This is a genomic window from Pseudomonas fluorescens group sp., assembly GCF_020093335.1.
Taxonomy (GTDB): domain Bacteria; phylum Pseudomonadota; class Gammaproteobacteria; order Pseudomonadales; family Pseudomonadaceae; genus Aquipseudomonas; species Aquipseudomonas petroselini.
In genome coordinates this window covers 24,515-39,852 of sequence record NZ_JAIOKW010000031.1, presented here as the reverse complement: position 1 = coordinate 39,852, position 15,338 = coordinate 24,515, and the positions used below count along the sequence as shown (strand labels likewise).

Genomic DNA, 15,338 nt, shown 5'->3' with positions numbered 1-15,338 from the left:
CCTATGCCACGGAATGCAGACAACGAACGTCACTGGCAGGCCGTCGCGCAGCGCTATGCGCTGGAGCCCGGCCCGATCAATCTGGAAAACGGCTATTTCGGCCGCATGAGCCACGCGGTGCAAACGCACTATCTGGAGCAGGTTGCGTTTATCAACCGCAGTAACTCGCTGTATGTGCGTCAGACGTTCGAGCAGGGTGAGAATGTGGAGATTCGTCGACAACTCGGCGAGCTGATGGAGGCTGACCCCGAATCGCTGGCGTTTACCCGTAACGCCACCGAAGCCTTGCAATCACTGATCCGCAACTACAACTGCCTGCAACCGGGTGACCAGGTGCTGATCAGCGACCTGGAGTACGACACGGTCAAAGGGGCCATGCGCTGGTTGGCGGGTTACCGTGGCGTGGAGGTGATCGAACTGTCCCACACTCACCCGGCCAGTTTCGACAGCCTCGTGCAAACCTATCGTGACGCGTTCACTCAGTACCCGCGCCTCAAGTTGATGGCGCTGACCCACGTTACCCACCGCACCGGGCTGGTCATGCCCGTTGCCGCGATTGCCCAGGCGGCGCGCGAGCATGATATCGACGTGATCCTCGATGGCGCCCATGCCCTGGGCCAAATCGAGTTCAACCTCGCCGAGTTAGGTATTCAGTTTGCCGGTTTCAACCTGCACAAATGGATCGGCGCGCCGCTGACCCTGGGCTTTCTGTACATCGCCCCGGAGCGCCTGGCCGATATCGACCCGGACATGGGCGAGTTTCACTACCCGGCTACCGACGTACGCGCACGCACGTCCTACAGCACGCCGAACTTTCCGGCGCTGATGACACTGCCATTGGTGTTTGAAGAGCACCGGAAGTTGGGTGGCTCGGCGGCCAAGGGTGCGCGGGTTAATTACCTGCGGGATTTGTGGGTGAACCAAGTGCGGGCTTTGCCGGGGATTGAAGTGCTGACGCCGAATGATCCCAGGTTGTATTGCGGGATTACGGCGTTCAAGTTTGTCGGAAGGGACCAGCAGGTGATGGTGGATCGGTTGCTCAGGGACTTTGACTTGTTTACTACCACGCGTGTCGGTGCAGCATTTGGCACGTGTATCCGGGTAACGCCGGGGCTAGTGACTTCAGCTGCGGACATCAGCGTGTTGGTGAACGCGATTACCCAACTGAACGCAGACTAAAAATGTGGGAGCGGCGTTGAATTCAAGTTTTCTACAGGCAAAAAAAAGCGGCACACCGACCAAGTGCGCCGCAAAAATGCCGTTAAGCACAGCAACAACGATTCGGTAAATCAGCTCAATCCAGCAGCGCCAGCGCCTGTGCGGTGACTTCCTGGATGCGGGCCCAGTCGCCGTTCTTGACCCACTCCGGGTCCAGCATCCAGCTACCGCCCACGCACATCACGTTTTTCAACGCCATGTAGTTTTTGATGTTGGCCGGGCCCACGCCGCCGGTCGGGCAGAACTTCACTTCGCCGAACGGGCCGCCCAGGGCCTTGATGGCCGCGACGCCGCCGCTGACTTCGGCCGGGAACAGCTTGAAGCGGCGGTAGCCCAGGCCATAGCCTTCCATGATGCCCGAGGCATTGCTGATGCCCGGCAGCAGCGGGATCGGGCTGTGCACCGAGGCTTCCAGCAAGTCGCGGGTAATGCCAGGGGTGACGATGAATTGCGAACCGGCCACTTCGGCCGCTTCGAGCATGTGACGGTCGAGTACGGTGCCGGCACCGGTGCACAGTTCAGGACGTTGCTCACGCAGCACCTGAATGGCCTTGAGGCCGAACTCGGAACGCAGGGTCACTTCCAATGCGGTCAAACCACCGGCTGCCAGGGCATCGGCCAGCGGCAGGATGTCCTGTTCGCGGGCGATGGTGATCACCGGCAGGATCCGCGCCTTGGCGCAGAGGCTGTCGATCAGGGCAACTTTATCCGCCATGGACACGGTCGGTTGAGGGCTTTTCATAGCGGCTGATCCTTGGCTCATGGGCACCAGTAAATCTCTAATGTGGGTTGCAAAAACGCGCGAATCGGCATGGCAGCAACGTCGTTGCTGGCCAGCGCGGCGCTCAAGGTGGTCAACTTCGAACTGCCGGAAATCGACAGCACGGTGTAGTTCGCCGTGGCCAGCAACGCGCGACTCATGGTCAGGCGCTGGTGCGGCACGGTCGGCGCCAGCATCGGCCAGCAACGGCGGGTACCGTCGGCCTGCAGTGCTTCAGCGAGGTTCGGACTGTTGGGAAACAGCGAAGCGGTGTGGCCGTCATCGCCCATGCCCAATACCAGCACATCAATGGCGGGCAGCTCGGCCAGCAGGCGATCGGCCTGTTCGGCGGCCTCTTCAAGGTTGGCCGCAGCGCTGTAGAGGCTGAGGAACTTGGCTTTAGCCGCCGGGCCTTGCAACAGGTTTGCTTTGAGCAAACCGGCGTTGCTGTCCGCGTGCTCCACCGGTACCCAGCGCTCATCGGCCAGGGTAACGGTGACCTTGGACCAGTCCAGGCCTTGCTTGGCCAGGTTCTGGAAAAACGCGACGGGGCTGCGGCCGCCGGAGACGACCAGCGTCGCTTCGCCACGGGCACTGATGGCCTCACGCAGTTGTTCGGCCACGTCATTGGCCAGGCCGTCCGCCAACAATGCAGGCGTACGGTACTCATGGGCCGTCACACCCTGAGGCAGTTTCAATTCAGATATCGCCATACCACGACCTCCCATCCCGCGTGATCAGTGCAATCGAGCTCATCGGCCCCCAGGAACCCGCCGCGTACGGCTTGGGCGCATCACCGGACTTTTTCCACCCGGCGATCAACTGGTCACACCACTTCCACGCGGCTTCGATTTCATCTTTGCGAACAAACAGGTTCTGATTGCCGCGCATCACTTCCAGCAACAACCGCTCGTAGGCATCCGGGATACGGGCGCTGCGGTAAGTGTCGGAAAAATTCAGTTGCAGCGGGCCGCTGCGCAGTTGCATGCCCTTGTCCAGGCCCTGCTCCTTGGTCATCACGCGCAAGGAAATACCTTCGTCCGGCTGCAGGCGGATGATCAGTTTGTTGCTGATCTGCAGGCGCTGCTCGGGGGCGAAGATGTAGTGGGACGGTTCCTTGAAGTGGATGACGATCTGCGACAGCTTTTGCGGCATACGCTTGCCGGTGCGCAGGTAGAACGGCACCCCGGCCCATCGCCAGTTGCGGATATCGGCACGCAGGGCGACGAAGGTCTCGGTGTCGCTCTGGGTGTTGGAGTTCTCTTCTTCCAGGTAACCCGGCACCGGCTTGCCGGCGCTGTAGCCGGCGATGTACTGGCCGCGTACCACTTGGGTGGTCAGGCCATCCGGGCTGATCGGCGCCAGGGCCTTGAGCACCTTGACCTTCTCGTCGCGGATGCTGTCGGCGGACAGGTCGGCCGGCGGGTCCATGGCGATCAGGCAAAGCAGTTGCAGCAGGTGGTTCTGGATCATGTCACGCAGCTGGCCGGCCTTGTCGAAATAGCCCCAACGGCCTTCGATACCGACCTGCTCGGCCACGGTGATTTCCACGTGGGAGATGTAGTTCTGGTTCCACTGGGTTTCGAACAGGCTGTTGGCGAAACGCAGGGCGATCAGGTTCTGGACGGTCTCTTTGCCCAGGTAGTGGTCGATGCGGTAGGTGCGGTTCTCCGGGAAAAACTGCGCCACGGCATCGTTGACCTTGCGCGAGGACTCCAGGTCCGAACCGATGGGTTTTTCCAGCACCACGCGGGTGTTTTCCGCCAGGCCGACCTTCGACAGGTTCTCGCAGATCGCGCCGTACACCGCCGCCGGGGTGGCGAAGTAGGCGATCAGGCGCTGCGCAGTGCCGGCGATTTCCGCCAGGGCCACGTAGTCATCGGCTTTCATGAAGTCGACGTGAACATAGGTCAGGCGCGCCAGGAAACGCTGGGCGATGGTTTCGTCCAGTTCCTTGCCGACGTATTTGCGCAGTGCTTGTTCGATGTGCGCCAGGTGCTGTTGCTCGGAACCGGCTTCCCGGGCCAGGGCCAGGATGCGCGTGTCGTCGTGCAGGAGCCCCGCGCCATCAAGTTGGTAGAGGGCAGGAAATAACTTGCGCAGCGCCAGATCACCCAAGGCGCCAAACAGGGCAAAGGTGCAGGGTTCTACGGTTATCGAAGGCATGATGTTTGTTCTTTTATCAAGTTAAGCTACAAATACCTTTTTTCAAGGCATCACTCAAGGAAAAATGTAGTAATAACCACAACATTTTCCCGAAATACGCATTCCGAGTGGTGGTGTTCAGCTACCCTCAGTAGGATAGGCCACCGCAAAAGACCACTTATCGATTGGTTACCACCCTAATTTGCATCGTCGCCCGAAGGAAAGACTGAATGGACCGCGTGCGAAATCTTCTGGAACAGATCCGGAACCGCCTCGAAGAATTGAACAAGGCCGAGAAAAAAGTCGCCGAGGTCATCCTGCTCAACCCGCAGCAGGCGACCCGCTTCTCCATTGCCGCCCTCGCCCAGGCGGCCTCGGTCAGTGAACCGACGGTCAACCGTTTCTGCCGTTCGTTCGGCGTGAGCGGTTACCCTGAACTGAAATTGCAGCTGGCGCAAAGCCTGGCCAGTGGCGCGGCGTATGTCAGCCGCGCTGTGGAGGCCGATGATAACCCTGAGGCCTACACGCAGAAGATCTTTGGCAGCGCCATTGCGTCCCTGGACAGCGCCTGCCAGGCCCTGGACCCGGCGCTGATCAGCAAGGCCGTGGACCTGTTGATCCAGGCGCGGCAGATCCACTTCTTCGGCCTGGGCGCTTCGGCCCCGGTGGCCATGGATGCGCTGCACAAGTTTTTCCGCTTCAACCTGGCCGTGACCGCGCACGCGGACGTGCTGATGCAGCGCATGATCGCGTCGGTGGCGCACACGGGCGAGTTGTTCGTGATCATTTCCTACACCGGGCGTACCCGTGAGCTGGTGGAAGTGGCGCGTATCGCGCGGGAAAACGGCGCGTCAGTGCTGGGCGTGACGGCCGAGAACTCACCGCTGGCCAAGGCCAGTACCGTGAGCCTGAACATTCCGCTGCCGGAAGACACCGACATCTATATGCCGATGACCTCGCGGATCATCCAATTGACGGTGCTGGATGTGCTGGCAACCGGCATGACCTTGCGCCGTGGCGTGGATTTCCAGCCGCATTTGCGCAAGATCAAAGAGAGCTTGAATGACAGCCGGTACCCGGTGGGCGACGAGTTCAACTGAGCCAGGCTGTGTGTTGGTTTCACTGGCCTCATCGGGGGCAAGCCCCCTCCCACAGTTTAATTTGTGAATACCTTCAAGTGTGGGAGGGGGCTTGCCCCCGATGAGGCCATCAACCACACCGCTAAACCCCAGCCCGCGCCTGCAAACTCAGATGCGCCCGCTCCCCCGGCGCCAAACTCGCCCCCGCCATCGCCGACTCCACGCACACAAACCCCGACGCCTCGTTGAAGCTCACGCCTAACAACGGCCGACTGCCTGGGTGCCACACCACCGTGTCGGCGCTGTCGCCGGTGTCGATGCACAGTTCACGCTGCCAGGCGTGGTCCTTGAGTTGCAATTCGCCTTCGTGATGGAACACCCGCTGGCACCCGCCCTCCACGCGCAGCTCGCCTTCCTGCTGGCAAACCTGGCGATTGAGCTGGTCGTAACCCTGCGCACCGTCGAGCCCAGACAGCGCTATCTCGTCAACGTGACCAATACGCCAGTAAGCATGCAACGCATGGCTCAATTGGCACGGCAGCTCATCCTGATGCTCGGTGCTCAGGCGCAATTCCAGGGTGTCGCCCAAGTGCGCGTGCAGGTCGACCTGCCAGTCGCACAGCTGCAATTGCCAGTGCAGGCGCACGCCCTCATCGTCGGTGCTGCTGTCGAGCAGTTTCCAGTCGATCAAGCGCGCCCAGCCATGGGACGGCCAGGCATTCTCACTCGGATGGCGGCCATACCACGGCCAGCACACCGGTACGCCACCACGGATGGCGCCAACTTGCGGCCACTTGGCTGCACACCACAGCCAGGGTTTTTGGCCACGGGGCTGGAAATGCAACAGTTGCGCGCCCTGGCGACTGAACACCGCCTGGCACAGCGGGTGGTCGATCACCAGCACGTCGCGCATCTGGAAGCGCTCCCAGGCGAACACCGGACGCTCGCGCAGGGATTTGAAAAAGCGTTGCAGCGGTTGCTCATGCATGTGCCACGGTCCTGAATATCTTCACAATGCAACCCAAAAAAAAGCGGATAGCCATGGCTACCCGCAAAATGCGCACAGAGAGAAGGAGCTTATCGCAACAGCGTTAGAACGTAGACTGAATTTTCAGGCCCGCCACCAGCGCGTTGTCGACTTTATCCACGCCGCCCGGCTGGACGACGTATTGCAGGTTGGGACGCACGGTCAGCCAGTTGGTGACGTGGAAGCCGTAGTTGATTTCGAAGTTGTACTCGGTTTCGCGGATCGGCGAGAACAGCGCGTTGTCGTAGTCGTTCACGCCATTGGCGACGTTGAGCAGTTCGGCGTTTTTCTTCACGTCGTCGTTGACGTGCAGACGCGCGGCACCAATACCCACGTCGTCTTTTGGACGCGCATCGAATGGGCCTTTGTACACCAGCATCAACGACTGGTAGTTGTCGACCAGGTTGGTTTCTTTGTCGTGGAAGGTCGCGTTGGCCGCGATGTTCAGGCCACGCGAAGCGTCGCCGTTGTGCGTGGTGAGTTGTTGCTGGGCAACGAACCAGTAGCCTTTCTTGCTGCTGCGGGTACGGTATGCAGCACCCGTGGTGGCGGCATCGTTGCCGTTCACGTCTTCACGTACGTCAGCGGCATCGGCGGCACTTTTGTAGTAACCCACACGGTATTCGCCCGGCAGGTTATTAACCTTCGGCGACCAGACCAATTCCACCGGAATCACGGTACCTTTGGTGCCGCTGCCGCTGAGCTTAAAGCCATTGCCGTGCTCGAGCTGCGATGGGTTCTGGTTGTACGCACCGATTTGCGCATACAGCTCAGGCGTGATGTTGTATTTCACGCGGATCGCGGCCTGGCTGACGGGCCAGTTGTACCAGGTGTTCACATAGTTACCGACCTGCGAGCCGCAGAACGACAGGTTCTGGAAGTCGCATGGGAAGGTGTTGAAGTCTTCGCCTTCACCGAAGTAACCGAGTTTCACGTCCAACTTGTTGTCGAACATCTGGTGCTGGATCCAGAACTGGGTCAGACGCACCATGTGGCCACGGCCGTAGACTTCCATGGACGAACTCAGCGTGCCGGCACGCGGGTCGCCAATGCGGTCGTTGGAGATGTTCTGGCCATTACGGTTGGTAAACTGGATCTTGGCCTGGGTGTTATCCCAGCCCCACAGCTTTTGCAGGTCCAGTGCTACGCCCAGACCGAACTGGTCAGAGTAACGGCCGGTCCTGTCGTCGTTGTAGCCGCCGCGCAGGTTGGCGCCCATTTCCCCTACGTAGTCAGCCTTGATGTCGATACCTTGCTCGATCAGCTTGGTACGCTCACCACCCCAATCGCCGGTCATCCACTTGGAGTCGGCACTGAATGCATCGGCCGCCATCGCATTGGCGGACAAAACCAGGGCTGCTGCAGCTGACATTTGGCAGATCAGCCGAGTGTTGTTGTGTTGCTTTTTCATCCCTACATCCTCGTCTTTATTGTTATTAAACTGTTTTTATCTAACGCGGGTTACTTTTTTATTTAAAACAACAACTTAGCTGCTTCAGCGGCCTTTGAATTGGGCCACGTTGTCGGCATGCCCCTGTGCGGGCAATGAAGAAGCAGTGCCTAGGCGTTCGCCAGTGTTGGCGTCGAACAGCAATACCTTGGCCGGATCAAATTGCAGGGTCAGGGTCTCGCCGACCTGGGGCGCCACATCCGGCGCCAAACGGCAGCAGACCTTGGTGTCATTGAGCTGCACGAACACCAGGGTGTCCGGACCGGTCGGTTCGGTGACCTGGACTTCAGCGCGAATGCTCGACGAACCGTTGCCCTCACCCGCCGCCAACACGATCTGCTCCGGGCGCAGGCCCAGAATCACATCACGGTCCTCCAGGCCTGCGTCGTTCATGCCCAACGGCAATTCGCAACGGGCCTGGCCGCTGTCGAGCAGCGCGACCAAACGACCTTCCTTGCGTTTTAGGCGCATAGGAACGAAGTTCATTGGTGGTGAACCGATAAAGCTTGCCACAAACAGGTTGGCCGGGTCGTTGTAAATTTCTTTCGGCGTGCCGAATTGTTGGATGATGCCGTCCTTCATCACCGCCACTTTGTCGCCCAGGGTCATCGCTTCGATCTGATCGTGGGTCACGTAGACCGTGGTGGTCTTGAGGCGCTGGTGCATCAGTTTCATTTCGGTGCGCATCTCGACGCGCAGCTTGGCGTCGAGGTTGGACAGCGGCTCGTCGAACAGGTAGATCTTCGGCCGGCGCGCCAGGGCACGGCCCATGGCCACGCGCTGTTGCTGGCCGCCGGAGAGCTGGCCCGGCTTGCGGTTGAGCAGGTGTTCGATCTGCAGCAGCTTGGCCACGCGCGCCACTTCGGCGTCGATGTCCGCCTGGGCCATCTTGCGGATCTTGAGGCCGAACTCGATGTTCTGGCGCACGCTCATGGTCGGGTACAGCGCGTAGGACTGGAACACCATGGCGATGTCACGGTCCTTGGGGCTCATGCCGCTCACGTCCTGGTCGCCGATCATGATCGCGCCGCCGGTGATGGTTTCCAGGCCGGCGATGCAGTTCATCAGCGTGGATTTACCGCACCCCGAAGGGCCGACCAGGATCAGGAACTCGCCTTCCTTGATCGACAGTTCGATGTTCTTCAAGGTGTCGGGCAGGCCGGCGCCATAGGTCTTGTTTACATTGCGAAGTTCAAGCGTAGCCATGATTACCCCTTGACCGCGCCGGCCGTGAGGCCGCGCACGAAATACTTGCCTGCGATCACATAGACCAGCAGGGTCGGCAGCCCGGCGATCATCGCCGCCGCCATATCCACGTTATATTCCTTGGCCCCGGTGCTGGTGTTGACCAGGTTGTTCAGCGCCACCGTGATGGGCTGGGAGTCGCCGCTGGAGAACACCACACCGAACAGGAAGTCGTTCCAGATCTGGGTGAACTGCCAGATCAGGCAGACCATGATGATCGGAGTGGACATCGGCAGAATGATCTGACGGAAGATGGTGAAGAAACCGGCGCCGTCCAGGCGTGCCGCCTTGATCAGCGCATCCGGAATGCTCACGTAGTAGTTACGGAAGAACAGCGTGGTGAACGCCAGGCCGTAGACCACGTGCACAAACACCAGGCCGGTGGTGGTGCTGGCCAGGCCCATCTTGCCGAGGGTGAACGACGCCGGCAGCAGTACGGTCTGGAACGGCAGGAAGCAGCCGAACAGCAGCAAACCGAAGAACAGCTGCGAACCACGGAAGCGCCAGAACGACAGCACATAACCGTTCAACGCACCGATGGCGGTGGAGATCAGCACAGCGGGAACGGTGATCTTGATCGAGTTCCAGAAGTAGCCATCCACGGTGGCCCAGGCCTTGACCCAGCCGATGCCGGAGACCACGGTCGGCCAGCTCAGCAGGTTGCCGGTGCTGATGTCTTCCGGGGTCTTGAAGCTGGTCAGCAGCATCACCACCAGCGGTACCAGGTACAGCAGCACGGCGAGGATCAGCACAGCGTAGATCGCGATGCGACTCAGGCTGATGGCAGGTTTGGAGGCGAGACTAGTCATTACGTTTGGTCCTCAGCTCGGAATAGAGGTAAGGCACGATGATCGCGAGGATCGCACCGAGCATCAGGATTGCACTGGCCGAGCCCATGCCCATCTGGCCACGGCTGAAGGTGAACGAGTACATGAACATCGCTGGCAGGTCGGACGAGTAGCCCGGACCGCCGGCCGTCATCGCCGCCACCAGGTCGAAGCTCTTGATCGCAATGTGCGCCAGGATCATCACCGCACTGAAGAACACCGGACGCAGGCTTGGCAGCACCACGCTCCAGTAGATGCGCGGCAGGCTCGCACCGTCGATCTGTGCGGCACGGATGATCGATTGATCAACGCCACGCAGGCCGGCGAGGAACATCGCCATGATGAAGCCCGAGGCTTGCCAGACGGCGGCGATCACCAGGCAGTAGACCACGCGGTCCGGGTCGATCAGCCAGTCGAGACGGAAGCCTTCCCAGCCCCAGTCACGCAGGAGTTTGTCCAGGCCCATGCCCGGGTTGAGCAGCCATTTCCAGGCGGTACCGGTGACGATCATCGAGAGCGCCATCGGGTACAGGTAAATGGTGCGGATAAAGCCTTCACGACGGATTTTCTGGTCGAGGAAGATCGCCAGTGTCACGCCGATGACCAAGGTGATACCGATAAACATCCCGCCGAACAAGGCCAGGTTTTTGCTCGCGACCCACCAGCGATCGTTGTCGAACAAGCGCTCGTACTGTGCAAGCCCTGCCCATTTGTAACTCGGCAGGAACGTCGATGTGGTGAACGACAGTACAAACGTCCACAGGATGTAGCCGTAAAAGCCCACCAACACGATGAACATGCTGGGCGCCAGCACCAGTTTGGGTAGCCAGCGCTGCAGTGCATCGAACGGCGAGGCTTTGCTGAACACAGCAACAGAACTCATGGGAAAATCCAGTACAGGGAAAAAGGACTACAGCCTGTCGGAGCCAGTGTGTTGTGGCGAAGGCGCTCCGCCTTTGGGGGTGCTTCGCACCCCAGCGGGAGCAAGCTCCCTCGCCACAGCAATCCGACTCCTACAAAAGGTGTTACTTGGCAGACTTGATCGCAGCGCCGAGTTTCTTGGCGGTGTCGGCCGGGTCGGCTTTCGGGTCGTTGATGTAGTTGGTCACGACATCAAAGAACGCACCTTGCACGGCCAGGGTGGTGGCCATGTTGTGCGCCATGCTTGGCTGCAGGCCGCCGGTCTTGGCGTCTGCCAGGAAGTCCTTGGCGGCGGTCTGGGCGCAGGAGTCGAAGCCGTAGGAGTCCATTTTGTTCAGCATGTCGACCCGAACCGGGATCGAGCCTTTGTTGATGCTGAAGACTTTCTGGAAGTTTTCACCCAGCACGACCTTGGCAATGTCCTGCTGACCCGCAGCCGTGCCTTTGTCTTTCTGCTTGAACACCGCCAGGGAGTCGATGTTGTAGGTGAAGGCTTTGTCGGTGCCTGGGAAGGCTACGCACTCGTAGTCTTTGCCGGCGACTTTCTTGGCGGCCGTCCATTCGGACTTGGCCCAGTCACCCATGATCTGCATGCCGGCCTTGCCGTTGATAACCTTGCCCGCTTCGAGGTTCCAGTCCTGGCCTTTGCCGTCGACGTCCATGTAGGTCGCGACTTTTTTCAGTTCAGTCAGGGCCTTGACCATTTCCGGACCGGTCAGCGCGCCGTTATCCAGGTCGACCAGGGCTTTTTTGTAACCCTCTGCGCCCATCACCGACAGGACGACGGCTTCGAACACCGTGCTGTCCTGCCACGGCTGGCCACCGTGGGCGAGCGCGATGAAGCCGGCTTTCTTCAGCTTGTCGCCCGCGGCGTAGAATTCTTCGAGGGTGGTCGGGTTCTTGGTGATACCGGCTTTCTTGAAGACTTCCGGGTTGATCCACAGCCAGTTCACGCGGTGGATGTTGACCGGTACGGCGACGTAGTCACCGTCGTACTTCACGGTATCGGAGACTTTCTTGTCGAGCAGGGAGTCCCATTTTTCTTCTTTGGCGACGTCTTTGAGCACGTCGGTGTCGAGCAGGCCGGTGGACGCCCATTCCTGGATGTCGGGGCCTTTGATCTGGGCAACGCCTGGCGGGTTGCCGGCGACCGCGCGGCTTTTCAGCACGGTCATGGCCGTGGCGCCACCGCCACCTGCGACGGCACCGTCTTTCCAGGTGAAGCCGTCTTTCTCAACTTGGGCCTTCAGGACATCTACAGCCGCCTTCTCACCACCCGAGGTCCACCAATGCACAACTTCAACCGTCCCTTTCGAGTCGGCGGCAAATGCACTGAGGGGAAACAACGAGGCAATGGAAATAGCGACGGCGAGGCGATTAATCGCGTTCATCTGAGTACCTTTTCTTGTTGTTATGCATGCAAGTCTTAAGCTTGCGCTGCACGGAGTTTAAACATGGATTTTTGAGGCGCAGGTAACAAAGGGATGCACAAATGTCACCAGCTGGTGACATAAAGCCCAGCCCCGATGGCACTGGCCATACTCGGTGCCAAGGGCAGTGCAGGCAGCACGACCGCTTGCCAAGCATGGTACAGGTCTGGCTTGCCGCCCCAGATGTTGCTGCTGGGTTGGTTGTGCGGGCTGAGTTCGTGGTGCCAACTGCCGTGGAGACGGTCGATAAAGTGGGCCTCGCAAAACTCCCAGAAACGCCGGTACCAGGTTTCGTAATGCAACTCGCCCGTGCGCTTGAGCAACGCCTGGGCAGCGGCGCTGGCTTCGGCATGGGTCCAGTGCAGGCGTTCACGCACCACTGGGCGATGGTTCCAGTCCAGCGTGTAGACGATGCCGGGGGCGCCATCCACTGCCCAGGCGTATTCACAGGCACTGGCGAACAAGCCCTTGGCGTCAGTCACCAACCATTCAGGTGTGACGAGCCCGGCTTGCAGGCGCGCCGCCTCCAGGTGCAGCACCAGCCGCGCCCACTCGAAGCCGTGGCCGGGGGTAATGCCATAGGGACGAAAGCCATCGGCGGGGTTGTCTTCGTTGTAGCCGAGCAAAGGTTGCCAATGAACGTCGAAATGCTCGATCACCATGAACTGGTTACCGGCGGCGTGGGTGTGGATCACACGCTCGACGATCCGCAGCGCGCGATCCAGCCAGCGCGTATCGCCGGTCACATCGGCGAGGGCGAGGAAGGCCTCGGTGGCGTGCATGTTGCTGTTGGCGCCGCGGTAGGCCTCGACGCCGCTCCAGTCCTGGGCAAACGACTCGAGCATCACGCCCTCCTCCTCGCTCCAGAAAAACTGGTCGATGATAGGGATGGCGTCGTTCAGCAGGGTGCGCGCGCCGGGAGCGCCGGCCACAACCGCAGAGCTGGCGGCCAGGGCGACAAAGGCGTGCAGGTAAGCGGCCTTGCCACGGTTACCATCGAGGGCGTGGGGCGCGGCGAACCAGCCGCCATGCTCAGCATCGCGTAATGGGCCGTTGAGGCAGGTAACCCCGTGTTCAACCAGCTCGGCATAACCGGGCAACCCCATGGCGTGGGCCATGGCGAAGCTGTGGGTCATGCGGGCGGTGTTCATGGTTTCGGCGCGCGCATCGGCCGGCAATTGGCCTCTATCGTTCAGGTTGCCGAAGCCGTCGGGCAGTCGAGAAGCTTTGGCAAACGCCAGCAGACGCTGGCCTTCGGCGGCGAGCCAGGCGTGATGAGCAGCCGCGTTCAGCCAACTGCTGACAGGCAGTGGTTGCGTGGTCATGGGTGGCCCTTATTATTTTTTGTGGGATGAACGGAGTCTAAACAAGGGCACGGTGGGGGCAAGTAACGAAGGGGAAGGGAAATGTCACCGAGTGGTGACATTCACGACTCGCATCACACCTCACACTTGGCCCTTGAAAACCGCCATTCAACTTGCTGTTGCTCATTTTCGACCGTTTCAGCTATCAAGACGCTGCCGGACGGTAAGAACAACACTTGACGTACACCGTTGAAAACCGCGCCATTACAAGGGTACTTACTGCTGAAATCAGCATACAACGCCACGTGTATGGCCAGCTCCCGTGCCCGCAACGTTACAGCATTCGCAGTTCCCATGAGCATACTGACGCCTAGCAACAGTAAAATGCCGCCAACCAGTTTCCGGAAAAAACCCTTGGCCGATTGTTCTTCGTTTATGAGCATCCGTAACAGCCATAGTGGCACGTAGAAGAACATGCCTGTCAGTAATACCAACGCAAACACCAACACCACATTCTTGAAAAAATATACGACAGCAAGAGCAGTAACCGCCCAGGGAAAGTTCCCGGACGCCTCGGCAAATACTTGGTTAACCTCGCCGGCGGCCCATATATATGCCAATGCGCCGTAGAACGTTATTCCTACGCCGATGACCGCCTTGCCCCAGACCGTACTGGAAAGTTTTTTATATAGAACATTTTCGGTCAGCAGCATCACGATCAAAGCGAAAGGAACAAGCAACGTGCAAAGCGAGCTGAGGAAAGTAATGGGCGCCGGCAACTCAAACCAGACAGACAGGCCTACTAAAATATAAACAAGAACTAAACAGAGTGTGAATTTTGCAACGGTATGCTTCAACGCGTGAAGCCAGACCCGGCATTCGGATAATTTTGTTTCAAATGACATTCGCATCAATTCCTTTTTTTGCGCAAAACTAATAACGTAATCGCCGTTTTACAGGTCGCTCATCGAACCATGAGCGCGCGATTGTATTTATGATGCCCGCCCAGCGCAACGTGTCACCACAGGAACACCTGTTTCAAGTGTCGAACCCCATCACCCAACAGCTGCAAACAAAGGACTGACATGCAACAACACACCACAACGGCGAAACTTTCTTCCGGCAGCACATTTTATAATATTGGTTTAGGACTTGGCATTGCCGGGCTGGTCGCTCAGCTAATATTCCAGAAGATGTGGCTGACCGAGACACTTATTCTTTGCGCCGGTGGATTATTCGGCATCGGCTACCTCACCTTTTTGTTCAACTTCATCAAGCATCACTGGGCTTCATCCTTCGGCAAGGTGTACCTGACTGTCGCCCATACCGCGATATTCTTTATTGCGTTTATACCGGCACGCTGGTGTGTATCCAGCGTCATGGGGCTTCCAGCACAGGACTTTGATATTACGGTCAGCGTGGTCAGCGCACTGATTTATCCCAGCCTTTGGTTAATGGCTGCTTCCGTCATTATTCTAGGCAATGCCTTAGTGGCGATACTGTTAGGCGGCCTCGTCCATATTTCCACGTTTCCGATTATTGACGACATCTTCAGGCTGTTAGCCATGGTCTTTCCTGATGGATCAGCGAAGGCCTTCATGCAGTCTGGCCGGAAGGAGTTCGCAGGACGCATGATCAAACACTGGGCGGGCGCTATCGTGGTGTCTCTTGTCATGAGTTTCGCCGGCGCTTGGCCAATGCAGGCGCTGGTAACCTATAAACAGCCGATAAAATGGATCGCCATCGCTGCCGATTATCAGCAAGCAGACCTTATGCCCGGCATCGAGCAAGGTACCCGCTATCGCTTGCACGACAATGGCGTGGTCTCCTATGCCAGCTTTGCGGACTGGGAGGTCTCAACCCGCGTAGCAATGGTCGGCACGCCGATGGCACCCGTGACAGCCGAGTAGAAAGGGCTTCCCGAGGCATGCT

The 15,338-nt window shown here is 59.2% G+C and carries 14 protein-coding genes; 3 read left to right on the top strand and 11 right to left on the bottom strand.

What is annotated here, in order from left to right; all coding sequences use genetic code 11:
• Positions 1-3 precede the first annotated feature (3 nt).
• Positions 4-1,179 (top strand): aminotransferase class V-fold PLP-dependent enzyme, encoded by a 1,176-nt coding sequence (locus tag K7431_RS23855; protein WP_015885546.1) that lies wholly within the window; start codon positions 4-6, stop codon positions 1,177-1,179.
• 115 nt (positions 1,180-1,294) lie between these two features.
• On the opposite strand, the gene K7431_RS23850 is transcribed toward K7431_RS23855, so the two are convergent.
• From K7431_RS23850 to zwf, 3 genes are read right to left on the bottom strand one after another with little or no spacing between them, the layout of a single operon-like run.
• On the bottom strand, positions 1,295-1,960 hold the full coding sequence (locus K7431_RS23850) for a bifunctional 4-hydroxy-2-oxoglutarate aldolase/2-dehydro-3-deoxy-phosphogluconate aldolase (protein ID WP_026013852.1): 666 nt from the start codon (positions 1,958-1,960) through the stop codon (positions 1,295-1,297).
• Positions 1,961-1,977: 17 nt separating this feature from the next.
• Complete coding sequence (gene pgl, locus K7431_RS23845; protein ID WP_043205806.1) at positions 1,978-2,691, bottom strand: 6-phosphogluconolactonase; 714 nt, start codon at positions 2,689-2,691, stop codon at positions 1,978-1,980.
• Entirely contained in the window at positions 2,678-4,144 is a 1,467-nt protein-coding gene (zwf, locus tag K7431_RS23840; RefSeq protein WP_015885549.1) for a glucose-6-phosphate dehydrogenase, read from the bottom strand. Before zwf ends, pgl begins: the two co-directional genes overlap by 14 nt.
• Positions 4,145-4,362: 218 nt before the next feature.
• Here zwf and K7431_RS23835 point away from each other — a divergent pair, with 218 nt between their 5' ends.
• Complete coding sequence (locus tag K7431_RS23835) at positions 4,363-5,223, top strand: MurR/RpiR family transcriptional regulator (protein ID WP_170039859.1); 861 nt, start codon at positions 4,363-4,365, stop codon at positions 5,221-5,223.
• Positions 5,224-5,344: 121 nt separating this feature from the next.
• Here K7431_RS23835 and K7431_RS23830 read toward each other — a convergent pair whose 3' ends face one another.
• The 8 genes from K7431_RS23830 to K7431_RS23795 all read right to left on the bottom strand — a co-directional run bounded on the left by K7431_RS23830 (position 5,345) and on the right by K7431_RS23795 (position 14,311).
• Positions 5,345-6,190 carry a D-hexose-6-phosphate mutarotase gene (locus K7431_RS23830; RefSeq protein WP_015885550.1) on the bottom strand — a complete coding sequence of 282 codons (846 nt, stop codon included), beginning with the start codon at positions 6,188-6,190 and terminating at the stop codon, positions 5,345-5,347.
• Between the two features lie 103 nt (positions 6,191-6,293).
• Positions 6,294-7,640 carry a carbohydrate porin gene (locus K7431_RS23825; protein ID WP_015885551.1) on the bottom strand — a complete coding sequence of 449 codons (1,347 nt, stop codon included), beginning with the start codon at positions 7,638-7,640 and terminating at the stop codon, positions 6,294-6,296.
• An 84-nt stretch (positions 7,641-7,724) separates the two neighbouring features.
• Positions 7,725-8,885 (bottom strand): ABC transporter ATP-binding protein, encoded by a 1,161-nt coding sequence (locus K7431_RS23820; protein ID WP_015885552.1) that lies wholly within the window; start codon positions 8,883-8,885, stop codon positions 7,725-7,727.
• 2 nt (positions 8,886-8,887) lie between these two features.
• A complete protein-coding gene (locus tag K7431_RS23815; RefSeq protein WP_015885553.1) occupies positions 8,888-9,733 on the bottom strand; it encodes a carbohydrate ABC transporter permease in 846 nt (281 codons plus the stop codon).
• Complete coding sequence (locus K7431_RS23810) at positions 9,726-10,634, bottom strand: carbohydrate ABC transporter permease (protein WP_003175732.1); 909 nt, start codon at positions 10,632-10,634, stop codon at positions 9,726-9,728. Before K7431_RS23810 ends, K7431_RS23815 begins: the two co-directional genes overlap by 8 nt.
• Positions 10,635-10,776: 142 nt before the next feature.
• Positions 10,777-12,063, bottom strand: a complete 1,287-nt coding sequence (locus K7431_RS23805; protein ID WP_015885554.1) for an ABC transporter substrate-binding protein — start codon at positions 12,061-12,063, stop codon at positions 10,777-10,779.
• A 104-nt stretch (positions 12,064-12,167) separates the two neighbouring features.
• Positions 12,168-13,427: a D-mannose isomerase gene (locus K7431_RS23800; protein ID WP_015885555.1), complete on the bottom strand. Its 1,260-nt coding sequence runs from the start codon at positions 13,425-13,427 to the stop codon at positions 12,168-12,170.
• 113 nt (positions 13,428-13,540) lie between these two features.
• The gene (locus K7431_RS23795; RefSeq protein WP_043205808.1) at positions 13,541-14,311 is read right to left on the bottom strand and encodes a hypothetical protein; all 771 of its coding nucleotides are present in this window, start codon (positions 14,309-14,311) and stop codon (positions 13,541-13,543) included.
• 180 nt (positions 14,312-14,491) lie between these two features.
• Here K7431_RS23795 and K7431_RS23790 point away from each other — a divergent pair, with 180 nt between their 5' ends.
• Positions 14,492-15,316, top strand: a complete 825-nt coding sequence (locus K7431_RS23790; RefSeq protein WP_015885557.1) for a hypothetical protein — start codon at positions 14,492-14,494, stop codon at positions 15,314-15,316.
• Positions 15,317-15,338 lie beyond the last annotated feature (22 nt).

Excerpts from the sequence above, each read along its gene's own strand:
- K7431_RS23855 (WP_015885546.1), top strand. The coding sequence starts at position 4 with ATGCCACGGAATGCAGACAACGAACGTCACTGGCAGGCCGTCGCGCAG.
- K7431_RS23850 (WP_026013852.1), bottom strand. The coding sequence starts at position 1,960 with ATGAAAAGCCCTCAACCGACCGTGTCCATGGCGGATAAAGTTGCCCTG.
- pgl (WP_043205806.1), bottom strand. The coding sequence starts at position 2,691 with ATGGCGATATCTGAATTGAAACTGCCTCAGGGTGTGACGGCCCATGAG.
- zwf (WP_015885549.1), bottom strand. The coding sequence starts at position 4,144 with ATGCCTTCGATAACCGTAGAACCCTGCACCTTTGCCCTGTTTGGCGCC.
- K7431_RS23830 (WP_015885550.1), bottom strand. The coding sequence starts at position 6,190 with ATGCATGAGCAACCGCTGCAACGCTTTTTCAAATCCCTGCGCGAGCGT.
- K7431_RS23825 (WP_015885551.1), bottom strand. The coding sequence starts at position 7,640 with ATGAAAAAGCAACACAACAACACTCGGCTGATCTGCCAAATGTCAGCT.
- K7431_RS23820 (WP_015885552.1), bottom strand. The coding sequence starts at position 8,885 with ATGGCTACGCTTGAACTTCGCAATGTAAACAAGACCTATGGCGCCGGC.
- K7431_RS23815 (WP_015885553.1), bottom strand. The coding sequence starts at position 9,733 with ATGACTAGTCTCGCCTCCAAACCTGCCATCAGCCTGAGTCGCATCGCG.
- K7431_RS23810 (WP_003175732.1), bottom strand. The coding sequence starts at position 10,634 with ATGAGTTCTGTTGCTGTGTTCAGCAAAGCCTCGCCGTTCGATGCACTG.
- K7431_RS23805 (WP_015885554.1), bottom strand. The coding sequence starts at position 12,063 with ATGAACGCGATTAATCGCCTCGCCGTCGCTATTTCCATTGCCTCGTTG.
- K7431_RS23800 (WP_015885555.1), bottom strand. The coding sequence starts at position 13,427 with ATGACCACGCAACCACTGCCTGTCAGCAGTTGGCTGAACGCGGCTGCT.
- K7431_RS23795 (WP_043205808.1), bottom strand. The coding sequence starts at position 14,311 with ATGTCATTTGAAACAAAATTATCCGAATGCCGGGTCTGGCTTCACGCG.
- K7431_RS23790 (WP_015885557.1), top strand. The coding sequence starts at position 14,492 with ATGCAACAACACACCACAACGGCGAAACTTTCTTCCGGCAGCACATTT.